Below are 16,953 nucleotides of genomic sequence, written 5' to 3' on the forward strand. Positions count from 1 at the left end.
AAAAAGATAAAAAATATAAGTAATGAGCGAAAAGAAAATAACCTGGTGTAAAAATTGTTTAAATATGTCTACTAGACCAAGAATTACATTCGACGAAAGAGGATGGTGTAATGCTTGTCAGTGGATGGAAGAAAAGAAACAAATTGATTGGTCGCATAGACAAAAACAACTAGATGAATTAATTACTAAATACAAATCTACAAACGGAAATTTTGATTGTATTGTTCCTGTCAGTGGAGGTAAAGATGGGTCTTATGTGGCATATATGTTAAAACATAAATATGGAATGAATCCATTAGCGGTTACCGTGCGTCCTGCTTTATCATTACCAATTGGAGATCAAAATCTTTTTAATTTTATTCAATCTGGATATGACCATATTCATATATCTCCTAATCCAGTAGTATTAGACAGACTTAATAAATATGGGTTTATTGAAAAAGGATTTCCTTATTATGGCTGGTTAATTGCTATCATGACTGCTTGTATTAAAACAGCTGCAAACTTTAAAATACCATTGATGTTTTATGGTGAAGATGGCGAGGTTGAATATGGAGGTTCGACTGAAAGCAAAAATAATCCTTTGTATGATATTGAATATATGAAGAAGATATATTTAGAAGGAGGACATCAAATAGTTTTTGATCGGATTAGAGCGGATGGGGACATATCTGAAGCTGACCTAGCATTTTTTAAATTTCCAACAGATGAAGAAGTTTCTCAGATAGGACTTTCTTTTACACACTGGTCTTATTTCGAAGCTTGGGATTCTTACCGAAATTATGTAGTAGCAAAAGAGAATTGTGGATTAATAGAAAAAGAAGAGGGAAGTGTAGATACTTTTACTAATTTTTCTCAGAATGATCAGGCTCTATATACGTTACATGCTTATTTAATGTACTTGAAATTTGGGTTTGGAAGAGCAACTCAAGATGCAGGTATAGAAATAAGAAGAGGTTCTATGACAAGAGATCAGGCTTTAAACTTAGTTAAAATGTACGATAATGCCTATCCTTACGATTTAATTGATGTTTTTCTAGATTATTATAAAATGAGTAAGGAAGAATTTGATGCTGTTTTAGATAAATATGCCAATAAAGATTTGTTTGAGAAAGTCGATGGTATTTGGTCACCAAAATTTGTTCCTGGAGAAGATTTTACTATATGAAAATTGTAATCGCCGATTATGGCATGGGAAATATTAAATCAATCGTAAGTGCATTAAATTATTTAGGCGTTGATGATATTGTTGTTTCTGCAGATTATGAAACTCTAAAAAGTGCAGATAAAATAATTCTCCCAGGTGTTGGATCATTTAGAAAAGCAATGATTCAAATAAAAGAGAATAATTTAGATAAATACCTTGAAGATATTGTTGTAAAAAACGGAAAACCCTTAATAGGAATCTGTTTAGGAATGCAGCTTTTAGGCACTTCAAGTACAGAGGATGGTTTTACAAATGGACTTGGTTTTGTTAATGGGCATTGTATAAAATTTGATAACACAGACTTAAAGGTGCCTCATGTGGGATTTAATCAATTAAAGACAGATTCTAAATTCAAATTATATGATGGGCTTCCTGCTGAAGCTGATTTTTATTTTACTCATAGCTACAAAATGGTAAGTGAACATCAAATCAATCAATCTTATTGTGCTTACGGTTCTGACTTTATTGCAAGTTTTGAGTATCATAATATTGTGGGAGTACAATTTCATCCTGAACTTAGTCAAAAAAATGGTCTTCGATTATTAAAAAATTTTATTGAAAAATTCTAATGTTAAGAAAAAGGATAATCTTTACACTAATATATAGTGACAGTTTCTTTATGCAAAGCCGTAATTTTAGATTACAAAAAGTAGGTAATTTAAATTGGCTTGAGAAAAATTATAAATTCCAGAATATTGCATTTTCATTAGATGAGTTAGTTGTATTAAATGCAACTCGTAATAATAAATCCATAATTGATTTTGCGAAGACTATAGGGAATTTAGTAAATGATGCTTTTATCCCAATTGCTGCAGGTGGAGGTATTAGATCTATGGGAGATGCAGAATTGCTTTTTAATAGCGGTGCAGATAAAATAGTCTTAAATACAGTACTGTATGAAAATCCAAAATTAGTAGAATTATTAATAAAAAGATATGGTTCACAAAGTATTGTTGCTTCCATTGATTATAAGAAAAATGATGAAAATTTTGACGTTTACATCAACGATGGAAGTGTAAAAATAGATCTTGGTTTAGAGCAATATCTGCACTATCTTGAAAAACTAGAAGTCGGAGAAATATATCTAAATTCTATTGAAAAAGATGGAACTGGTTTTGGATATGATTTTGACACAATTGAAAAATTTGAATCAAAAATTAAAATACCACTTATAATTGCAGGCGGTGCAGGAAATGAATCTCATTTCATGGATGGACTAAAATATAAAAATGTAAGTGCTGTTGCAACTGCAAATTTATTTAATTTCATTGGTGATGGTCTTCCGAAAGCAAGAAAAAAATTAATTGAATCTGGCGAAAATTTAGCAAACTGGAATGTTGATAATTGATATTATAAAAAAAGTTAAGTATAATCTTAAAGCAGACAGAATTGGTCCAGATCATCCATTTACACATTGGAGACTATATTATAAAAAGCAAATGTTAGCTCTTTGTAGAAAAAAGTTTAAGCATTTCTCTGAAACAGCTGATTTTAGACCAGGGGCTTATGCTGTTGGATGTTCTCAAATAGAAATTGGAAATCGAGTTGTAATTCGTCCAGGAGTTATGCTTTTTGGTGAATCGAATACATTATCAACATCAATAATTATTGAAGATGATGTAATGTTAGGAAGCGGTGTCCATTTTTATATCAATAATCATAAGTTTGATAGATTAGATATTCCATTAATTGATCAGGGATATTATCCTGATGAAATGATAGTTTTGAAAAAAGGTTGTTGGATTGGGGCTAATGCAATACTACTTCCCGGTATTGTAGTTGGTTGTAATTCAGTTGTTGGTGCAGGTTCTGTAGTAACAAAATCGGTTCTAGATGGAGTTGTGGTTGCTGGAAACCCAGCTAAGATAATTAAAGAGATAGCTAAATAAAAGTAAATGCAAAAATCATATTCGAAGAATTATTTAAAAATTTACTTTTATCAAATTTTATCTATTGTATTAGGATTTGCTTCTTTATTTGTAGTAGTGCCTTTTTTAAGCAGTGATAAAGCAACTTATGGTATTTATACTGTTTGTGTTTCAATTTCAATATTTTTATCATACGCAGATTTAGGTTTTTTGGGTGCTGGAATGAAATATGCTGCTGAAAGTTATTCTCGTGGAGAAACAGAGCAAGAATTGAAAGTAATTGGATTTACTCATTCAGTCTTATTGATTTTTTTAATTATTTTTTCTTCTGTTTTTTTATATTTAAGTTTTAATCCAGAATTACTGATTAAAGACATAAAATCAGATATACAGATTGATATAGCAAGCAATTTACTTTTAATATTAGCTTTGTTTTCTCCAACTATAATTTTACAAAGAATTTTGCAAATGGTATTTGGGATTCGATTACAAGATTTTCGATTGCAAAAAATTAATATTATCGGAAATTTATTTAAGATTGTATCAGTGTTTTATTTTTTCGGGTTACAAAGTTATAACATAGTAGGCTATTTTTTATTTGTGCAAATTGTGAATTTGTCTTGTGCTCTAATTGGAATTTTCATAGCAAAGAAAGCTTTTAACTATGATTTCATTAAGTTATTTATGTGTTTCAAATTTGATAAAATTATGTTTGCAAAAACAAAACACCTTGCTTTTTCAGGTTTAATTGTTACTGTTTCTTGGATTTTATATTATGAAATGGATTCTTTTGCCATTGGTAAATTGTTGGGAGCAAAAGAAGTTGCAATTTATGCTATTGGTCTAACAATCTTGAGTTTTTTTAGATCACTATTAGGTGTTTTTTTCTCTCCGTTCTCGTCAAGGTTTAATCATTTTATAGGAGTTGACAAAAGTCAGGAATTGAAAACATTTTATTTGCATATTTTGACAATTTCATTCCCAATAGTTGTATTTCCAATTATAGCCATAGTGATTTTTTCAAGACCTCTAGTTATTTCTTGGGTTGGTTTAGAGTATAATAAATCAATAGAAGTTGTACAATGGTTAATTGCTTGTAATGTTTTAGCATTTGTAAGTTATCCTGCGGGAATGCTAATGGTTGCACAAGAAAAGTTAAAAGAAATGTATATTTTAAGCTTTGTGATGCCTGTAGTCTATTGGGTAGGTATTTACTTTACATTAGATTTATATGGTGTTGCATCTTTTGCTATATTTAAGTTTATTGTGTTTTTTATAAGTGGAGCCGTTTACATTGGGTATTCATTGTCTTTTTTAAAAATTTCTTTATATCAATTTATCAAAAACCAAATTGTGCCTTACCTTCCAGCTGCTTTAGTTTTAGTAGTATTTCTTTATTTAAATGAGCATAATTTTGTGAATGGTAAGAATAAAATAAATTTAGTTATTAATGCAATGATAATTGGTTTAGGAGTTTTAATTTCCTTTGCGGTTAGTCTGTTTACGGTTAAAGCATTGAGAGATTATTTTTTTCAAACGTTGAAATTAATTTTACCTAAAAATGAGATTTAATAAAGTAATATATATTAGATATATGCCACTTACTACAAAAATCTATGCTGATTTTTATATGCAAGAAGTGACAGATGCTGGTATTGAAGTAGAATATTGGGATATAACAGCCATTTTTTTTAAAAATAATTATAATATAGAGGATTCTTCAAAGCTTGTAAATACAAGAATTTTTCGTTCTTATTCTGAATTAGAAAGTGCATTAAACTCAGAACCATTTTTATCAAAAGTTCTTTTTGTCTCAATAATGTCTTTTGAAGGGAGAATTAGAAAATTATATGAAATTTTGACTAAATACAATTGCATTCTGTCGGTATTTGGACGTAATATGTTTCCTCTTCCAGTACCTCCCAAAACATTTTTTGGGGTTTTAAATAGGGTTAAAATTTCAACCGTTTTAAATTATATACGATTTAAAAAAGTATTGAAATCAATAAGAAAAGGAAAAATAAAAAGGTATGATATCGTGTTTATCGGGGGGGATCTGGGCTGGCAAGGTATTGGAAGAGTAGGTTTAGATGATATTAAAAATGCTGAACAAGTTAAAGTTAACAGTGATGATTATGATAATTACCTCTTGTTAAAAGATCGAAAAAATACTCTTTCTGATAAATATATACTTTTTTTAGACGAGTATTTACCTTTGCATCCAGATACAGTTTTGTTTAATATTAAAAATGTCAAAGCTGAAGATTACTATCCTGAGTTAAATAGTTATTTTGATCGTGTTGAAAAACAATTCGGACTTCCCGTTGTGATTGCTGCACATCCTAAAGCAATTCGTTATAAAACTGAAGACTTTTTTTCAGGAAGAAAGGTGATTTTTAAACAAACAGCAGAGTTGACTAAGTATGCTCAGTTTGTAATTGCACATGATAGTACATCAATAAATTATCCTATTGCGTTTGGAAAAAAACTTCATTTTATAACTTCAAAAAATATTATGAATGGAATTGAAGAAGTTCACAGGAACGTTATTCATTTTGCAAATTATCTAGGTTGTAATTATCAATTCATGAACAATGAAGAGGGGATTAATTTGATTGAAGAACTTCCGCTTGAAAATTATCAAAAATACAAATATAGCTTTCAGACTTCTTCTGATACTGAAAATAAATTGACAAGAGATATATTTATTGATTTCTTAATTAAAGAATAATCATGATATTGATAACATTTGTAAAAAGATTACTTTTTGATCTTGTAACTAAAATCAGGAAAAGGATTAAGTTCTCAAGAGTTATAGCGAAAAACCCTACATGCAGGTTTTCTTCTTCTTCAGATATAGTAGAAAGTGCTTTTGGAGAATACGTTGTTATTTTTGAGGATAATAAAATTTTTAATTCTAGAATTGATTCATATTCCTACGTACAAGTAGGTAGTCGTATTTTCAATTGTGAAATTGGTAAATTTTGTTCAATAGCTACCTCCGTCTCAATAGCTCCAGGGATGCATAATCTTGACAAAGTAACAACGCATCCTGCCTTAATTCAAAAAGATACACCATTACCAAAAGTTTTTGCTAAACAAGCTAGCACTAGTTTTGAAAAGGTTTTTATAGGCAATGATGTTTGGATAGGAGAGAGAGCGATAATTCTTGATGGAGTTAAAATTGGAAATGGATCAGTTATAGCAGCAGGGGCTGTTGTTGTAAAAGATGTTGAGGCTTATTCGATTGTGGGTGGTATCCCTGCTAAACATATAAAATATAGATTTGATGAAGAATCAATTCATATTTTGCAAAAAAGTGAATGGTGGAATTATTCAGAAAATTGGTTTCACTCAAATTCTGAGTTAATGCTTGACCCATATCAGTTTATAAAATATTTAAAAAATGATTAAAAAAATATATAAATCTTTAAATAGAAGAATTTATTATATTTTAAATAAAAAAAAATATAGGTTTATTTCTTCTACAGCAATTGTCCAAAAATTGCTTAGAATCGATGGGAAGGAAAATATCTCAATTGAAAAGAGAGTTGTTATTCAAAAAATGACATGGATAGCAGCTGTACCATTGACGAATGAAGACAATTGCGAGTTATCTATAGGAGAAGGCAGTATAATAGGCCATTTCAATCATATTTATGCAACAAAAGAAATAATTATAGGAAAAAATGTGTTAACGGCAGATAAGGTTTATATTTCGGATAATCTTCATCAATATGAAAACATTGAATTACCTATTATGTTTCAGGGAATAAAGCAGTTGTCAAACGTACGTATTGGTGATGGATCATGGATAGGGGAGAACGTTTGTATAATTGGTGCCAGTATTGGTGAAAATTGTGTAATTGGTGCAAATTCGGTAGTTACTAAAGATATACCGGATTATTGTGTGGCGGTTGGGGCACCAGCCAGAATTATAAAAAAGTATAATATAATATTGCAAAAATGGGAAAAGGTATAAATAAAGTTTTAATTACTGGAGGAGCGGGTTTTATCGGTTCAAACGTTGCCAGAGAATTAGTGAAAGAAGGATATGAAATTACAATTCTAGATAATTTTCTTCCACAAATTCATGGTGATAAAAATGAGTTGTCTAACGATTTGAAGGATAAGGTAAGGTTAATAGTTGGAGATGTTGCAGATAAATCATTACTTTATTCTGCACTTGAAGGACAAGATGCCATTATTCATTACGCAGCTGAAACCGGGACAGGTCAATCTATGTATGCAGTTTCACATTATACAAATATAAATATTCAGGCAACTGCAAACCTATGTGATTTTCTTATAAACGAATCACATAATATAAAATCAGTTATAGTTGCCTCATCTCGATCTATATATGGAGAAGGAAAATATACTTCTCCTGAGCACGGAATTGTTTACCCCAATTCAAGAACATATCAAAATGTTAGTAAAAGTTTTGAAGTATGTTGTCCAATATCAGGAAATCATAATTTAACAGTAGCGGCTACTGATGAAGGTTCTAAAATTCATCCTTCTTCTTTTTATGGAATTACTAAACAGGTTCAGGAGCAAATGATAATTCTGGCTACCCAATTAAAGAGCATTAATGGCTATGCATTGAGGTATCAAAATGTATATGGGCCGGGGCAATCGTTGAAAAACCCTTATACAGGTATTCTGTCAATTTTCACACGATTAGCTTTGCAAAATGAGGAAATTAATATTTTTGAAGATGGTCTTGAAAGTAGGGATTTTGTACATATAGAAGATGTCGTAAGTGCTACTATCAGTTGTCTAACGTCAGAAGAGAACGGGCAGCATATATTGAATGTTGGGAGTGGTGTGCCTGTAAATGTTATTGAAGTTGCTAATGAAATAGTTAGTTATTTAAATAGTAAGTCAGAAATAAAAATCTCAGGGGCTTTTAGGGAGGGCGATATAAGACATAACTTTGCTGATTTAAAATTAATCAATCAAATTACAGGTTTCGTACCAAAATGGAAGTTTAAAGAGGGGTTACATAGCTTTATAGATTGGGCAATAAAACAAAATGACATTCCAAAAGATACGACAGACTATAAGAAATCATTAGGAGAATTAAAAGAGAAAGGTTTGCTTAATGGATAATTTAAATAAACCTTTAGTAAGTATTGTATTTACTAGTTACAATCACGTTGAATATTTAAAACAAGCATTAGATAGTTTAATCAATCAAACTTACTCAAATCTTGAAATAATAATTATTGATGATTGTTCTACCGATGGGAGTCAAGAAATTCTAAAACAGTATGAACACATTACTAACATAGATTTAAAATTACAGACAAAAAATTCGGGAAGCTATGTGAAGGCTAGTAACTATGGAGCCTCTTTTGCTAAGGGAGAATATATTCTTTTTGCACAATGCGATGATTTTGCCGAACCACATCAAATCGAATTACTTATGAAGGAATTTGAAAAAAATCCTTCAGTAGGCGTAGTTTTTTCAAAAAGCAACCTTGTGGATGAAAAAGGAATTGTCTTTACAAATGATTTTGTTGGTAGGGAAAAAAGCTTTAAAGTAGCTGTTACTAAAACAGGTTTGATTTCTAGAATAAAAATGAAAGAGTTTCTTTCATTTTCTTGTGTTATTCCAAATCTAAGTGCTGCTTTAGTTAAACGGGAGCTATTCGAAAGAGTTAATGGTTTGTCTGATCGTTATTTAGTTGTTGCTGATTGGGAATTTTGGTTAGATATGACCGAAATAAGTGATTTCTATTATGTATCAGAGCCTCTTAATTATTTTAGACAACATGGAACAACTATTAGAAGTAGTATAAAAATGAAAACTCAGATTGTTGAGATGTTCAGAATGTTTTATAACCATATTGTTAAAAATGAGCTAACTTCAAATCAAAAGCATAAATTAAAAGTAGGAGCAGGAGCTGTATGGTTTTCTTTTTTTGTTGAAAATAATAAAACATGGTTAGATTGTTTTTCTTTAGTTCGTGCAGATATTAAAACAATTGAAAAAAATAGTATTTATTATTTATTTCTTGGAGGTAAGAAGCATTTATATGAGTATTTGTGCCGACGTTTTAATAAAAGCGAAAAGAGTATTTAATTTAAAAATAGTTATTAATTATTGTTTTTTTGAGGAAGTTCATGTCAATTTCAGAGGTATTGATAAGTACATCATATAAAATTCAATAGTACACTGCAATAAAACAAAAAATGATGAGTAAAAGAATTTTAATTACTGGGGCGGCAGGTTTTTTAGGATCCCATTTGTGTGATCGTTTTATAGCAGAGGGATTTCAGGTTGTTGGAATGGATAATTTAATTACAGGAGATTTAAATAATATTAAGCATTTATTTCCTTTAGAAAGCTTTGAATTTCAAAATCATGATGTATCAAATTTTATAGACGTTAAAGGTCCGCTAGATTATATATTACATTTTGCATCACCAGCTAGTCCTATCGACTATCTAAAAATACCTATTCAAACCCTTAAGGTAGGTTCTTTAGGAACACACAATTTACTAGGATTAGCTAAAGAGAAAAAAGCAAGGGTTTTGATTGCCTCTACTTCTGAAGTATACGGAGATCCAACAGTGCACCCACAACCTGAAGAATATTGGGGAAATGTAAATCCAATTGGCCCTCGAAGTGTTTATGATGAAGCAAAAAGATTTCAAGAAGCAATTACAATGGCTTATCATACGTTTCATGGAATAGAAACTAGAATAGTAAGAATTTTTAACACTTACGGACCTAGAATGAGATTAAATGATGGAAGGGTTTTGCCTGCATTTATCGGACAAGCTTTGCGTGGTGAGGATTTAACAATTTTCGGAGATGGTTCACAGACGAGAGCATTTTGCTATGTTGACGATTTGGTTGAGGGAATCTTCAGATTGTTAATGTCGGATTATAGTTATCCAGTGAATATTGGAAATCCGGATGAAATCACCATTAATGAGTTTGCCGAAGAGATTATAAAGTTAACAGGAACGTCACAAAAAATAATATATCATGCGCTTCCTCAGGATGATCCTAAACAAAGAAAACCAGATATTAGCAAAGCAAAAACTATTTTAAATTGGGAACCTAAAATTTCTCGGGAAGAAGGACTTAAAATTACTTATGACTATTTTAAAAATTTCACAAAAGAACAATTAGAAGAGACTAAGTATAGTAAGGAATTTTAAAAATAGATTAATTTATGAAGGATTTTTATGTTTCCGTAATAGTACCTACTTATAATCGAGCAAATGATTTGGATCGATGCTTGAAATCATTACAAAATCAAACTTTCAAGGATTTTGAGGTTGTGGTATGCGATGACGGTTCTACTGATAATACTTACGAAATTGTACAGCGATATTCAGATTTACTAACAATTAACTACATACACCAGAATAATTTTGGAGGTCCGGCAAGGCCTAGAAATAGCGGAATAAAAGAAGCTAAAGGAAATGTAATTGCTTTTCTGGATTCTGACGATTGGTGGTACACTAATAAATTGGAAGTAGCGTTAGCTAATTTAAAAGACTACGATTTAGCATATCATAATTTGGATAAATATTATTCACCTGATAAAATAAAAGGAAAAGTATTTGGACGTGAACTGTATGGAAACATAACGAAAGATTTGCTAATAAATAGTAATGGAATTCCAAATTCAAGTGTAATTATTAAAAAAGAAATTATTGACAAGATAGGTTTTATTTCTGAAGACAAAGAATTAATAGCAGTTGAAGATTCAGATTATTGGCTCAGAGCATCATTTGTAACTAATAAATTTAAATTTATAAATGAAACCTTAGGTGCTTATTGGATTGGAAATAATATATCTGTATCAGAAAAGCAAATTCTTAGAGAAGAAAGACTTTTTGAAAAGTATAAGTATTTGTTAAGTGAAAATGAAATTTCAAAGGCGCTTATAACAAGAGCTTTAAGTTCAGCAATAATATATCATAAATTAAAAATGTTTAAAGAGGCTCAAGGAGAGTACTTAAAGTCAATTAAAAATAATAAATATTCCATCAAGCTAAAATCTTTAGCAGGAATAATTCTATGTTTTTTGAGAATTAAATTGTAGTAATCAAAACATTTATGAGGAGAGTTTATACCAGTATTCTAATGTTTTATCTAATATTGCATTTTATTTTTCCATTGATCTATTATCATTTTTTTGGATTCGTGAATTTATTCTCCCAGATGGAATATGGCTCAGCTAGTATCATTAAAGGGATTTCAATAAATGTAATTTCAATATTAGGTACTATAGCTGTTATTCAATTTCTGCCTAACAAGAAAACTCCCATACCACCCAAATACAATCATAGTTTTAAATTTTATTTAATTACTATTTGTTTATTGGGTTATACTATAAAGGGAACTGCATACGAAGATATCTTAGAAGGAGCTACAAATGGAACATTTGTTTCATATCTTTTACTTTTTTTTGATGCAACTGTAGGTTTAGCATTATTTCTTTTTATGCAAAAAAACATAAAATTTGTTGTTGTTGCTATTCTACTATATGTGTTGTTATTGACATTTGCCGGAAGTCGTTCAGCAATTATTTTTGTTTTAATAATATTTATTTGCCTTTCGATATTTGAAAATAATTTGAAAGCTAAAGAAAAGATGAGAAAAATTGTTCTTTTTTTATGTATCGTTTCTCCAATTATGTTTTATTATGCGACAAATGTAAGAAGTAGCGTAGATCAATCTAGTGTTACTAAATTGCTTGTTGGACGTATCTCAATGGTGGAACTGGCTTCAATACCAATAGATGCAATAAATGATAAGACAATGAATTATACTCTTTATGATAAAAAATATGGAATTATTAATCAATTGCAACAATCTTTTAATGAAGTATCGCCTCTTAACTTATTCGAATTAGATGTAAATCCAAATCAGTACCATCGCCCTATTTTTTTAGGAAATGATGAATTAAGTATCATTGACAAATATATGTCTATGAATATGACCTTACCAACTTATTTTTATGTCGAAACTAATCTTTTTTTTGGATGTATCTTAACCATTTTATTCCTTTCTCTACTGTACTATTTTTGGGTACGGAATAGTGATAACATATATCTTTTGGTAGGGATAATAACTCAATTGTATTATATGCTCCAATACTTTGATTGGGTTATGTTAGTTGCTGGGTTTTATAGAATTTTTCTAACTATTTTCGCTCTTAAATGTATTGAGAAATTTTTCAATATAATTTCGAACTGGGATTTTAGATTAAAAGTATCTTCTTAATTTTTTTTTAATAATTTTTTTCTTCAAATGGTTGATTTTAACCTTGTAATGATTGCGACACATCAAAATGAATTGAATATTTTCAAATTGATTGATAGTGTTAATAGAAACGTTAAAAATATAAAAGTGTTGTTGCTTGTTGTATCGCAAGAGTGTGAAATTTCATATCAGCCTACACGTGATTCCTCCTTGTCCATAGTTTTTATTAATGAAGTAAAAATGGGACTTTCTAAAGCTAGAAATATAGCATTACGTTATTTAAGTGATAAAAATATTTCTTCTGAATATATAATGTTTCCAGATGATGATTCTAGTTTTGATGATTTTTTTTTTCTGAACTTCTTTCAAATTTTAAAAACTGATAAATGTTATATAACTCCTATTTTTAATGAGGGCAGTCAAGATTTATATTTTGGAAAACGTACTCCTGATGGTAAAATTTTGACACCATTGGATCATCAATTAATTGGTTCGCCAAATCAAATAATATTGTATGATAAATTGAAAAGTAAAATTATTTTTGACGAGAAATTAGGTGTTGGGGCAATTTATGGGAGTAGTGAAGATATCGATTTGTTTATAAAATTATTTAATACAGGAGAACAATTTGTTTTTATAAATAATATTTATACGTATCACCCTAAAAAGATAGCTGCTTATAAAAATACAAAATTTGCTAAAATAATCAAAAGATTTGAAAGTTATAGCAATGGGTTTGCCTATATTATTTTTAAGTATCGTCTTTATGGATTTATTCCTGAATATCTTATAAGAACATTTGGAGCGTTTATAGTATTTACTTTTAAATTACAATTTAAGTTAGCATTTGCTTACTTGTTGCAATTTTTTATCAGAATTAAAATATTAATAACTTATTTTTTTAATCGAAATTTATATCGGATTAATGAATGAAATTGTTTTATTAATTTTGATTAATACAATAAATTTCAGTTAAAAGAAAAGAGCTCGCAATATAATATTGAAAGAAACATTATGTTTTCTTGTTTTTATGTTCAGTTAATTATGAGTATTTAAACAACTGTTTTTTAAGTTTTAATAGTTAATATTAAGTTAGCTCTTGGTGGAAAAAAGTTAAAAAAACAATTTATTAATTTTTCAAGTAATCGATTAGGAAATGTATGATATAGTTTGTAGCCTGGTAATATATAACAACAATAAACAACAACTTTTAGAAGCTATTAATAGCTTTCTCAATACAAAATTAAAAGTTAAACTAGTTTTAATAGATAATTCACCTCTAGATATTTTGTCAAATATCATTAATGATTTTAGAGTTGAGTATATTCATAATCCTTCTAATCCAGGATATGGAAGTTCTCATAATATTGCAATTAGAAAATACTCCACTCATACAAAATATCATTTAATATTAAATCCGGATATCTATTATTCATCTGGAGTAATAGAAGATATTATTAGGTTTATGGATATGAATCAAAATGTTGGTTTGGTGATGCCTAAAATATTGTATCCAAATGGAGAAATTCAATACTTGGCCAAATTAATTCCAAGTCCTTTTGTTTTTTTTGTTAGGCGTTTTTTGCCTTTTAGGAAATTAAAGAGAAAGATTTCTGAAAAATTTGAATTAAGATTTAGTGGTTATAACACTATTATGGAAGTTCCGTATTTATCAGGGTGTTTTATGGTTTTTAGAGTAAAGGCTTTAGAAGAGATTCATGGTTTTGATGAAAATTTTTTTATGCACATGGAAGATTTAGATATAACCAGAAGATGTTATGATGCAGGTTTTAAAACAATATTTTATCCTAATCAATTTGTTTATCACGATCATTTGTTTAAATCTTTTTTAACGTTAGCAAATTTAAAAATGTATTTTAATTCTGCATTTTACTATTATAATAAGTGGGGTTGGTTTTTTGATCGAAAAAGAGTTCTTATAAATCGCCAAACTATTGATAACATAAAAATAAACAAAAATCAACGTTAACTGTTTATTTATTAATAAGGGATAATTTTCTAAAATTTAAAAACATATTGCGATGCTTTAGAATTTTAGGAAGTAGAAAAAAATAAAATAATCAAAAGTTTTTTAAACATATAATGCAATATATAACATTAGGAATTATTTTGATGATACTCATGCTACTTTATTTTAAAGTTGCAAATCATTTTAATATCATAGATAAACCCAATCAAAGAAGTTCTCATACAGAAATAACGTTACGAGGTGGAGGAATTATATTTTGGTTTTCTGCCTTCTTGTATTATATACAACATTATCAAAATAATCACTTTTTTTTTACTGGAATTACTCTTTTAAGCTTAGTCAGTTTTTGGGATGATATTCAGAGTTTATCAAATAAAATCCGAATTTCAGTTCACTTTTTATCTATTACTTTAATATTTTACAATTTGGAACTGTTTAATTTGGTTCCAATTTGGGGAGTAGTAATAGCTTACATTTTAGCAATAGGATTGATTAATGCCTACAATTTCATGGATGGCATAAATGGAATAACAGGCTTATATACTTTAACCGTTCTTGGAGCTTTACTGTATGTAAATACCAAATTGCAATTATTTATTGATGGGAATTTTATCAAATACGGAATGATTGCAAGTCTTATTTTTCTATTCTTTAATTATAGAAAAAGGCTAAGTGTTTTGCCGGAGACGTTGGAAGTATAGCTATTGCCTTTTGGATAATCTACTTAGTTTTAAAGCTTATTTTAATAACAAATTCTATTGTTTGGCTATTGTTTTTGGCAGTTTATGGTGTTGATGCAGTTTGTACAATTATGCATCGACTATACCTAAAACAAAATATTTTTGAGGCACATCGTCTGCATTTATATCAAGTTTTAAGTAATGAATATAAAATACAACATCGTTTGGTGTCTCTATATTATGCAATCGTTCAAACTGCGGTATCAGTTTTTGTTATCTTTTTATATCAAAAGGTAAACCATATAGTGCTTATTTTAATTGTAGTTTCACCATTACTTTTATTATATACGCTTAAATTTTATTTGTTGAATAAAAGCAATTTAAAATTAAAGGCATGAATCCAAAAATAATTCAGGGAGGTAATTTCTCTGATCATCGCGGAACGATTTCGTATGTAAATGATTTTTCTTTTAAAGAAATAGAAAGATTTTACATCATCAGTAATTCTGATGAGAATCGAATTCGTGCCTGGCAAGGTCATAAATTAGATGCTAAAAATTTTTATTGTTTAAATGGATCATTTAAAATTCATTTTGTAAAAGTTGATAATTGGGAGAATCCTTCAAAAGATTTGACTATTGAAACTATCTTTGTATCTGAATCCGATAGTAAAATAGTTCATATTCCGGTAGGTTATGCAAATGCTATAGAATCGTTAGAAAGTAATTCAAAATTAATTTCGTTTTCTACTTTGCCTTTATCAGATGTAAGTAATGATGACGTTCGTTATCCTTCAGATTATTGGAATATAAATGGATGACAAAAGAATTTATTTATCATTATCTCAACAAAGTGGCTTTGAGCGAGAATATGTTCAGAAGGCATTAGATACAAATTGGATAACTTCTGGTGGGCCAAATGTTGATGAATTTGAAAATGAAATCGAAAATTATTATGATGAAGAAACATTTGTAACAGCATTAAATTCTGGAACATCAGCCATTCATTTAGCATTAATTTTATTAGGAGTTACATCTGGTGATGAAGTTATTTGTCAAACAATGACATTTTCGGCTTCAGCCAATCCAATTTTATATCAAGGTGCAAAACCTGTTTTTGTGGATAGTGAGCCTGAAACCTGGAATATTTGTCCTGAATATCTTGAAATAGCAATAAAAGACAGGATCAAAAAAGGTAAAAAACCTAAAGCGATTATTGCGGTACATTTATATGGTAATCCGTATAAGGTTGATGAGATTCATGCTATTGCAGATCGATATAATATTCCAATCATTGAAGATGCTGCTGAGGCTTTTGGAAGTTATTACAAAGGAAAAAAATGCGGAAATTTTGGTGATTACGGTATACTGTCTTTTAATGGAAATAAAATAATTACAACGTCAAGTGGAGGAGCTTTAATTTCGAAAAACCAAGATTTAAAAGAGAAAGCAATTTTTTACGCTACCCAGTCCAGAGATCATGCAGTTCATTACCAGCATAGTGAGATTGGATATAATTACAGAATGAGTAATATTTGTGCAGGTATTGGGCTTGGACAAATGAAGGCACTTCATTCTAATGTAGAGGCAAGGCGTGAGAACCACTTTTTTTATAAGGATATTTTGCAATCCATAGATAATGTTCAGCTTTTCGAAGTTTTAAATGAAGATTATTTTTCAAATTATTGGTTAAATACCATTTTAATACAATCAAATTTTACAAATAATAAAACTAAAGAAGATTTACGATTGGTTTTTGAAAAAGGAAACATCGAAACAAGGCCAGTTTGGAAACCAATGCATTTGCAGCCCATTTTTGAAAAATATCCATATTATGGCAATAAAGTAGCTGAAGAAATTTTTGGAAGAGGCTTATGTCTTCCATCAGGATCAAATTTAAGCAAAGAAGATAAAAATAGAATTAAAGAAATACTCGTAAATTTCTTTAAATAATTAGATAAGAATTATATTGTA

The 16,953-nt window shown here is 29.1% G+C and carries 18 protein-coding genes; all 18 read left to right on the plus strand.

Features of this window, described 5'->3' with window-relative positions; genetic code table 11:
* The first annotated feature begins 22 nt into the window (after positions 1 to 22).
* On the plus strand, positions 23 to 1,168 hold the full coding sequence (locus IHE43_RS05995; RefSeq protein ID WP_192187106.1) for an N-acetyl sugar amidotransferase: 1,146 nt from the start codon (positions 23 to 25) through the stop codon (positions 1,166 to 1,168).
* The gene (hisH, locus tag IHE43_RS06000) at positions 1,165 to 1,776 is read left to right on the plus strand and encodes an imidazole glycerol phosphate synthase subunit HisH (protein ID WP_192187107.1); all 612 of its coding nucleotides are present in this window, start codon (positions 1,165 to 1,167) and stop codon (positions 1,774 to 1,776) included. Before IHE43_RS05995 ends, hisH begins: the two co-directional genes overlap by 4 nt.
* A gap of 50 nt (positions 1,777 to 1,826) precedes the next feature.
* Positions 1,827 to 2,555, plus strand: coding sequence for a HisA/HisF-related TIM barrel protein (locus IHE43_RS06005; protein WP_225585416.1), 729 nt, complete (start codon positions 1,827 to 1,829; stop codon positions 2,553 to 2,555).
* Positions 2,542 to 3,096: a DapH/DapD/GlmU-related protein gene (locus tag IHE43_RS23965; RefSeq protein WP_192187109.1), complete on the plus strand. Its 555-nt coding sequence runs from the start codon at positions 2,542 to 2,544 to the stop codon at positions 3,094 to 3,096. The genes IHE43_RS06005 and IHE43_RS23965 overlap by 14 nt, the downstream gene beginning before the upstream one ends.
* A gap of 6 nt (positions 3,097 to 3,102) precedes the next feature.
* Positions 3,103 to 4,647: a lipopolysaccharide biosynthesis protein gene (locus IHE43_RS06015; RefSeq protein WP_192187110.1), complete on the plus strand. Its 1,545-nt coding sequence runs from the start codon at positions 3,103 to 3,105 to the stop codon at positions 4,645 to 4,647.
* A complete protein-coding gene (locus tag IHE43_RS06020) occupies positions 4,637 to 5,806 on the plus strand; it encodes a hypothetical protein (RefSeq protein WP_192187111.1) in 1,170 nt (389 codons plus the stop codon). Before IHE43_RS06015 ends, IHE43_RS06020 begins: the two co-directional genes overlap by 11 nt.
* A gap of 2 nt (positions 5,807 to 5,808) precedes the next feature.
* A complete protein-coding gene (locus IHE43_RS06025) occupies positions 5,809 to 6,489 on the plus strand; it encodes a CatB-related O-acetyltransferase (RefSeq protein WP_192187112.1) in 681 nt (226 codons plus the stop codon).
* Positions 6,482 to 7,057, plus strand: a complete 576-nt coding sequence (locus IHE43_RS06030) for a DapH/DapD/GlmU-related protein (protein ID WP_192187113.1) — start codon at positions 6,482 to 6,484, stop codon at positions 7,055 to 7,057. The genes IHE43_RS06025 and IHE43_RS06030 overlap by 8 nt, the downstream gene beginning before the upstream one ends.
* Positions 7,042 to 8,190, plus strand: coding sequence for an SDR family NAD(P)-dependent oxidoreductase (locus tag IHE43_RS06035; protein WP_192187114.1), 1,149 nt, complete (start codon positions 7,042 to 7,044; stop codon positions 8,188 to 8,190). The genes IHE43_RS06030 and IHE43_RS06035 overlap by 16 nt, the downstream gene beginning before the upstream one ends.
* The gene (locus IHE43_RS06040) at positions 8,183 to 9,166 is read left to right on the plus strand and encodes a glycosyltransferase (RefSeq protein WP_192187115.1); all 984 of its coding nucleotides are present in this window, start codon (positions 8,183 to 8,185) and stop codon (positions 9,164 to 9,166) included. Before IHE43_RS06035 ends, IHE43_RS06040 begins: the two co-directional genes overlap by 8 nt.
* Positions 9,167 to 9,279: 113 nt before the next feature.
* A complete protein-coding gene (locus IHE43_RS06045; RefSeq protein WP_225585417.1) occupies positions 9,280 to 10,254 on the plus strand; it encodes a UDP-glucuronic acid decarboxylase family protein in 975 nt (324 codons plus the stop codon).
* A 14-nt stretch (positions 10,255 to 10,268) separates the two neighbouring features.
* Positions 10,269 to 11,147, plus strand: a complete 879-nt coding sequence (locus IHE43_RS06050) for a glycosyltransferase family 2 protein (protein WP_192187117.1) — start codon at positions 10,269 to 10,271, stop codon at positions 11,145 to 11,147.
* A gap of 119 nt (positions 11,148 to 11,266) precedes the next feature.
* A complete protein-coding gene (locus tag IHE43_RS06055; RefSeq protein WP_192187118.1) occupies positions 11,267 to 12,331 on the plus strand; it encodes a hypothetical protein in 1,065 nt (354 codons plus the stop codon).
* A 27-nt stretch (positions 12,332 to 12,358) separates the two neighbouring features.
* Entirely contained in the window at positions 12,359 to 13,243 is an 885-nt protein-coding gene (locus IHE43_RS06060; protein ID WP_192187119.1) for a hypothetical protein, read from the plus strand.
* A gap of 223 nt (positions 13,244 to 13,466) precedes the next feature.
* Positions 13,467 to 14,300, plus strand: coding sequence for a glycosyltransferase (locus IHE43_RS06065; RefSeq protein WP_192187120.1), 834 nt, complete (start codon positions 13,467 to 13,469; stop codon positions 14,298 to 14,300).
* Positions 14,301 to 14,413: 113 nt separating this feature from the next.
* Positions 14,414 to 15,001, plus strand: coding sequence for a hypothetical protein (locus IHE43_RS23490; protein ID WP_225585418.1), 588 nt, complete (start codon positions 14,414 to 14,416; stop codon positions 14,999 to 15,001).
* A gap of 373 nt (positions 15,002 to 15,374) precedes the next feature.
* Positions 15,375 to 15,800 carry a WxcM-like domain-containing protein gene (locus IHE43_RS06075; protein ID WP_192187121.1) on the plus strand — a complete coding sequence of 142 codons (426 nt, stop codon included), beginning with the start codon at positions 15,375 to 15,377 and terminating at the stop codon, positions 15,798 to 15,800.
* Positions 15,793 to 16,932, plus strand: coding sequence for a DegT/DnrJ/EryC1/StrS aminotransferase family protein (locus IHE43_RS06080; protein WP_192187122.1), 1,140 nt, complete (start codon positions 15,793 to 15,795; stop codon positions 16,930 to 16,932). Before IHE43_RS06075 ends, IHE43_RS06080 begins: the two co-directional genes overlap by 8 nt.
* The last annotated feature ends 21 nt before the right edge of the window (positions 16,933 to 16,953 follow it).

The sequence above is a fragment of the Flavobacterium sp. MDT1-60 genome, assembly GCF_014844035.1.
Taxonomy (GTDB): domain Bacteria; phylum Bacteroidota; class Bacteroidia; order Flavobacteriales; family Flavobacteriaceae; genus Flavobacterium.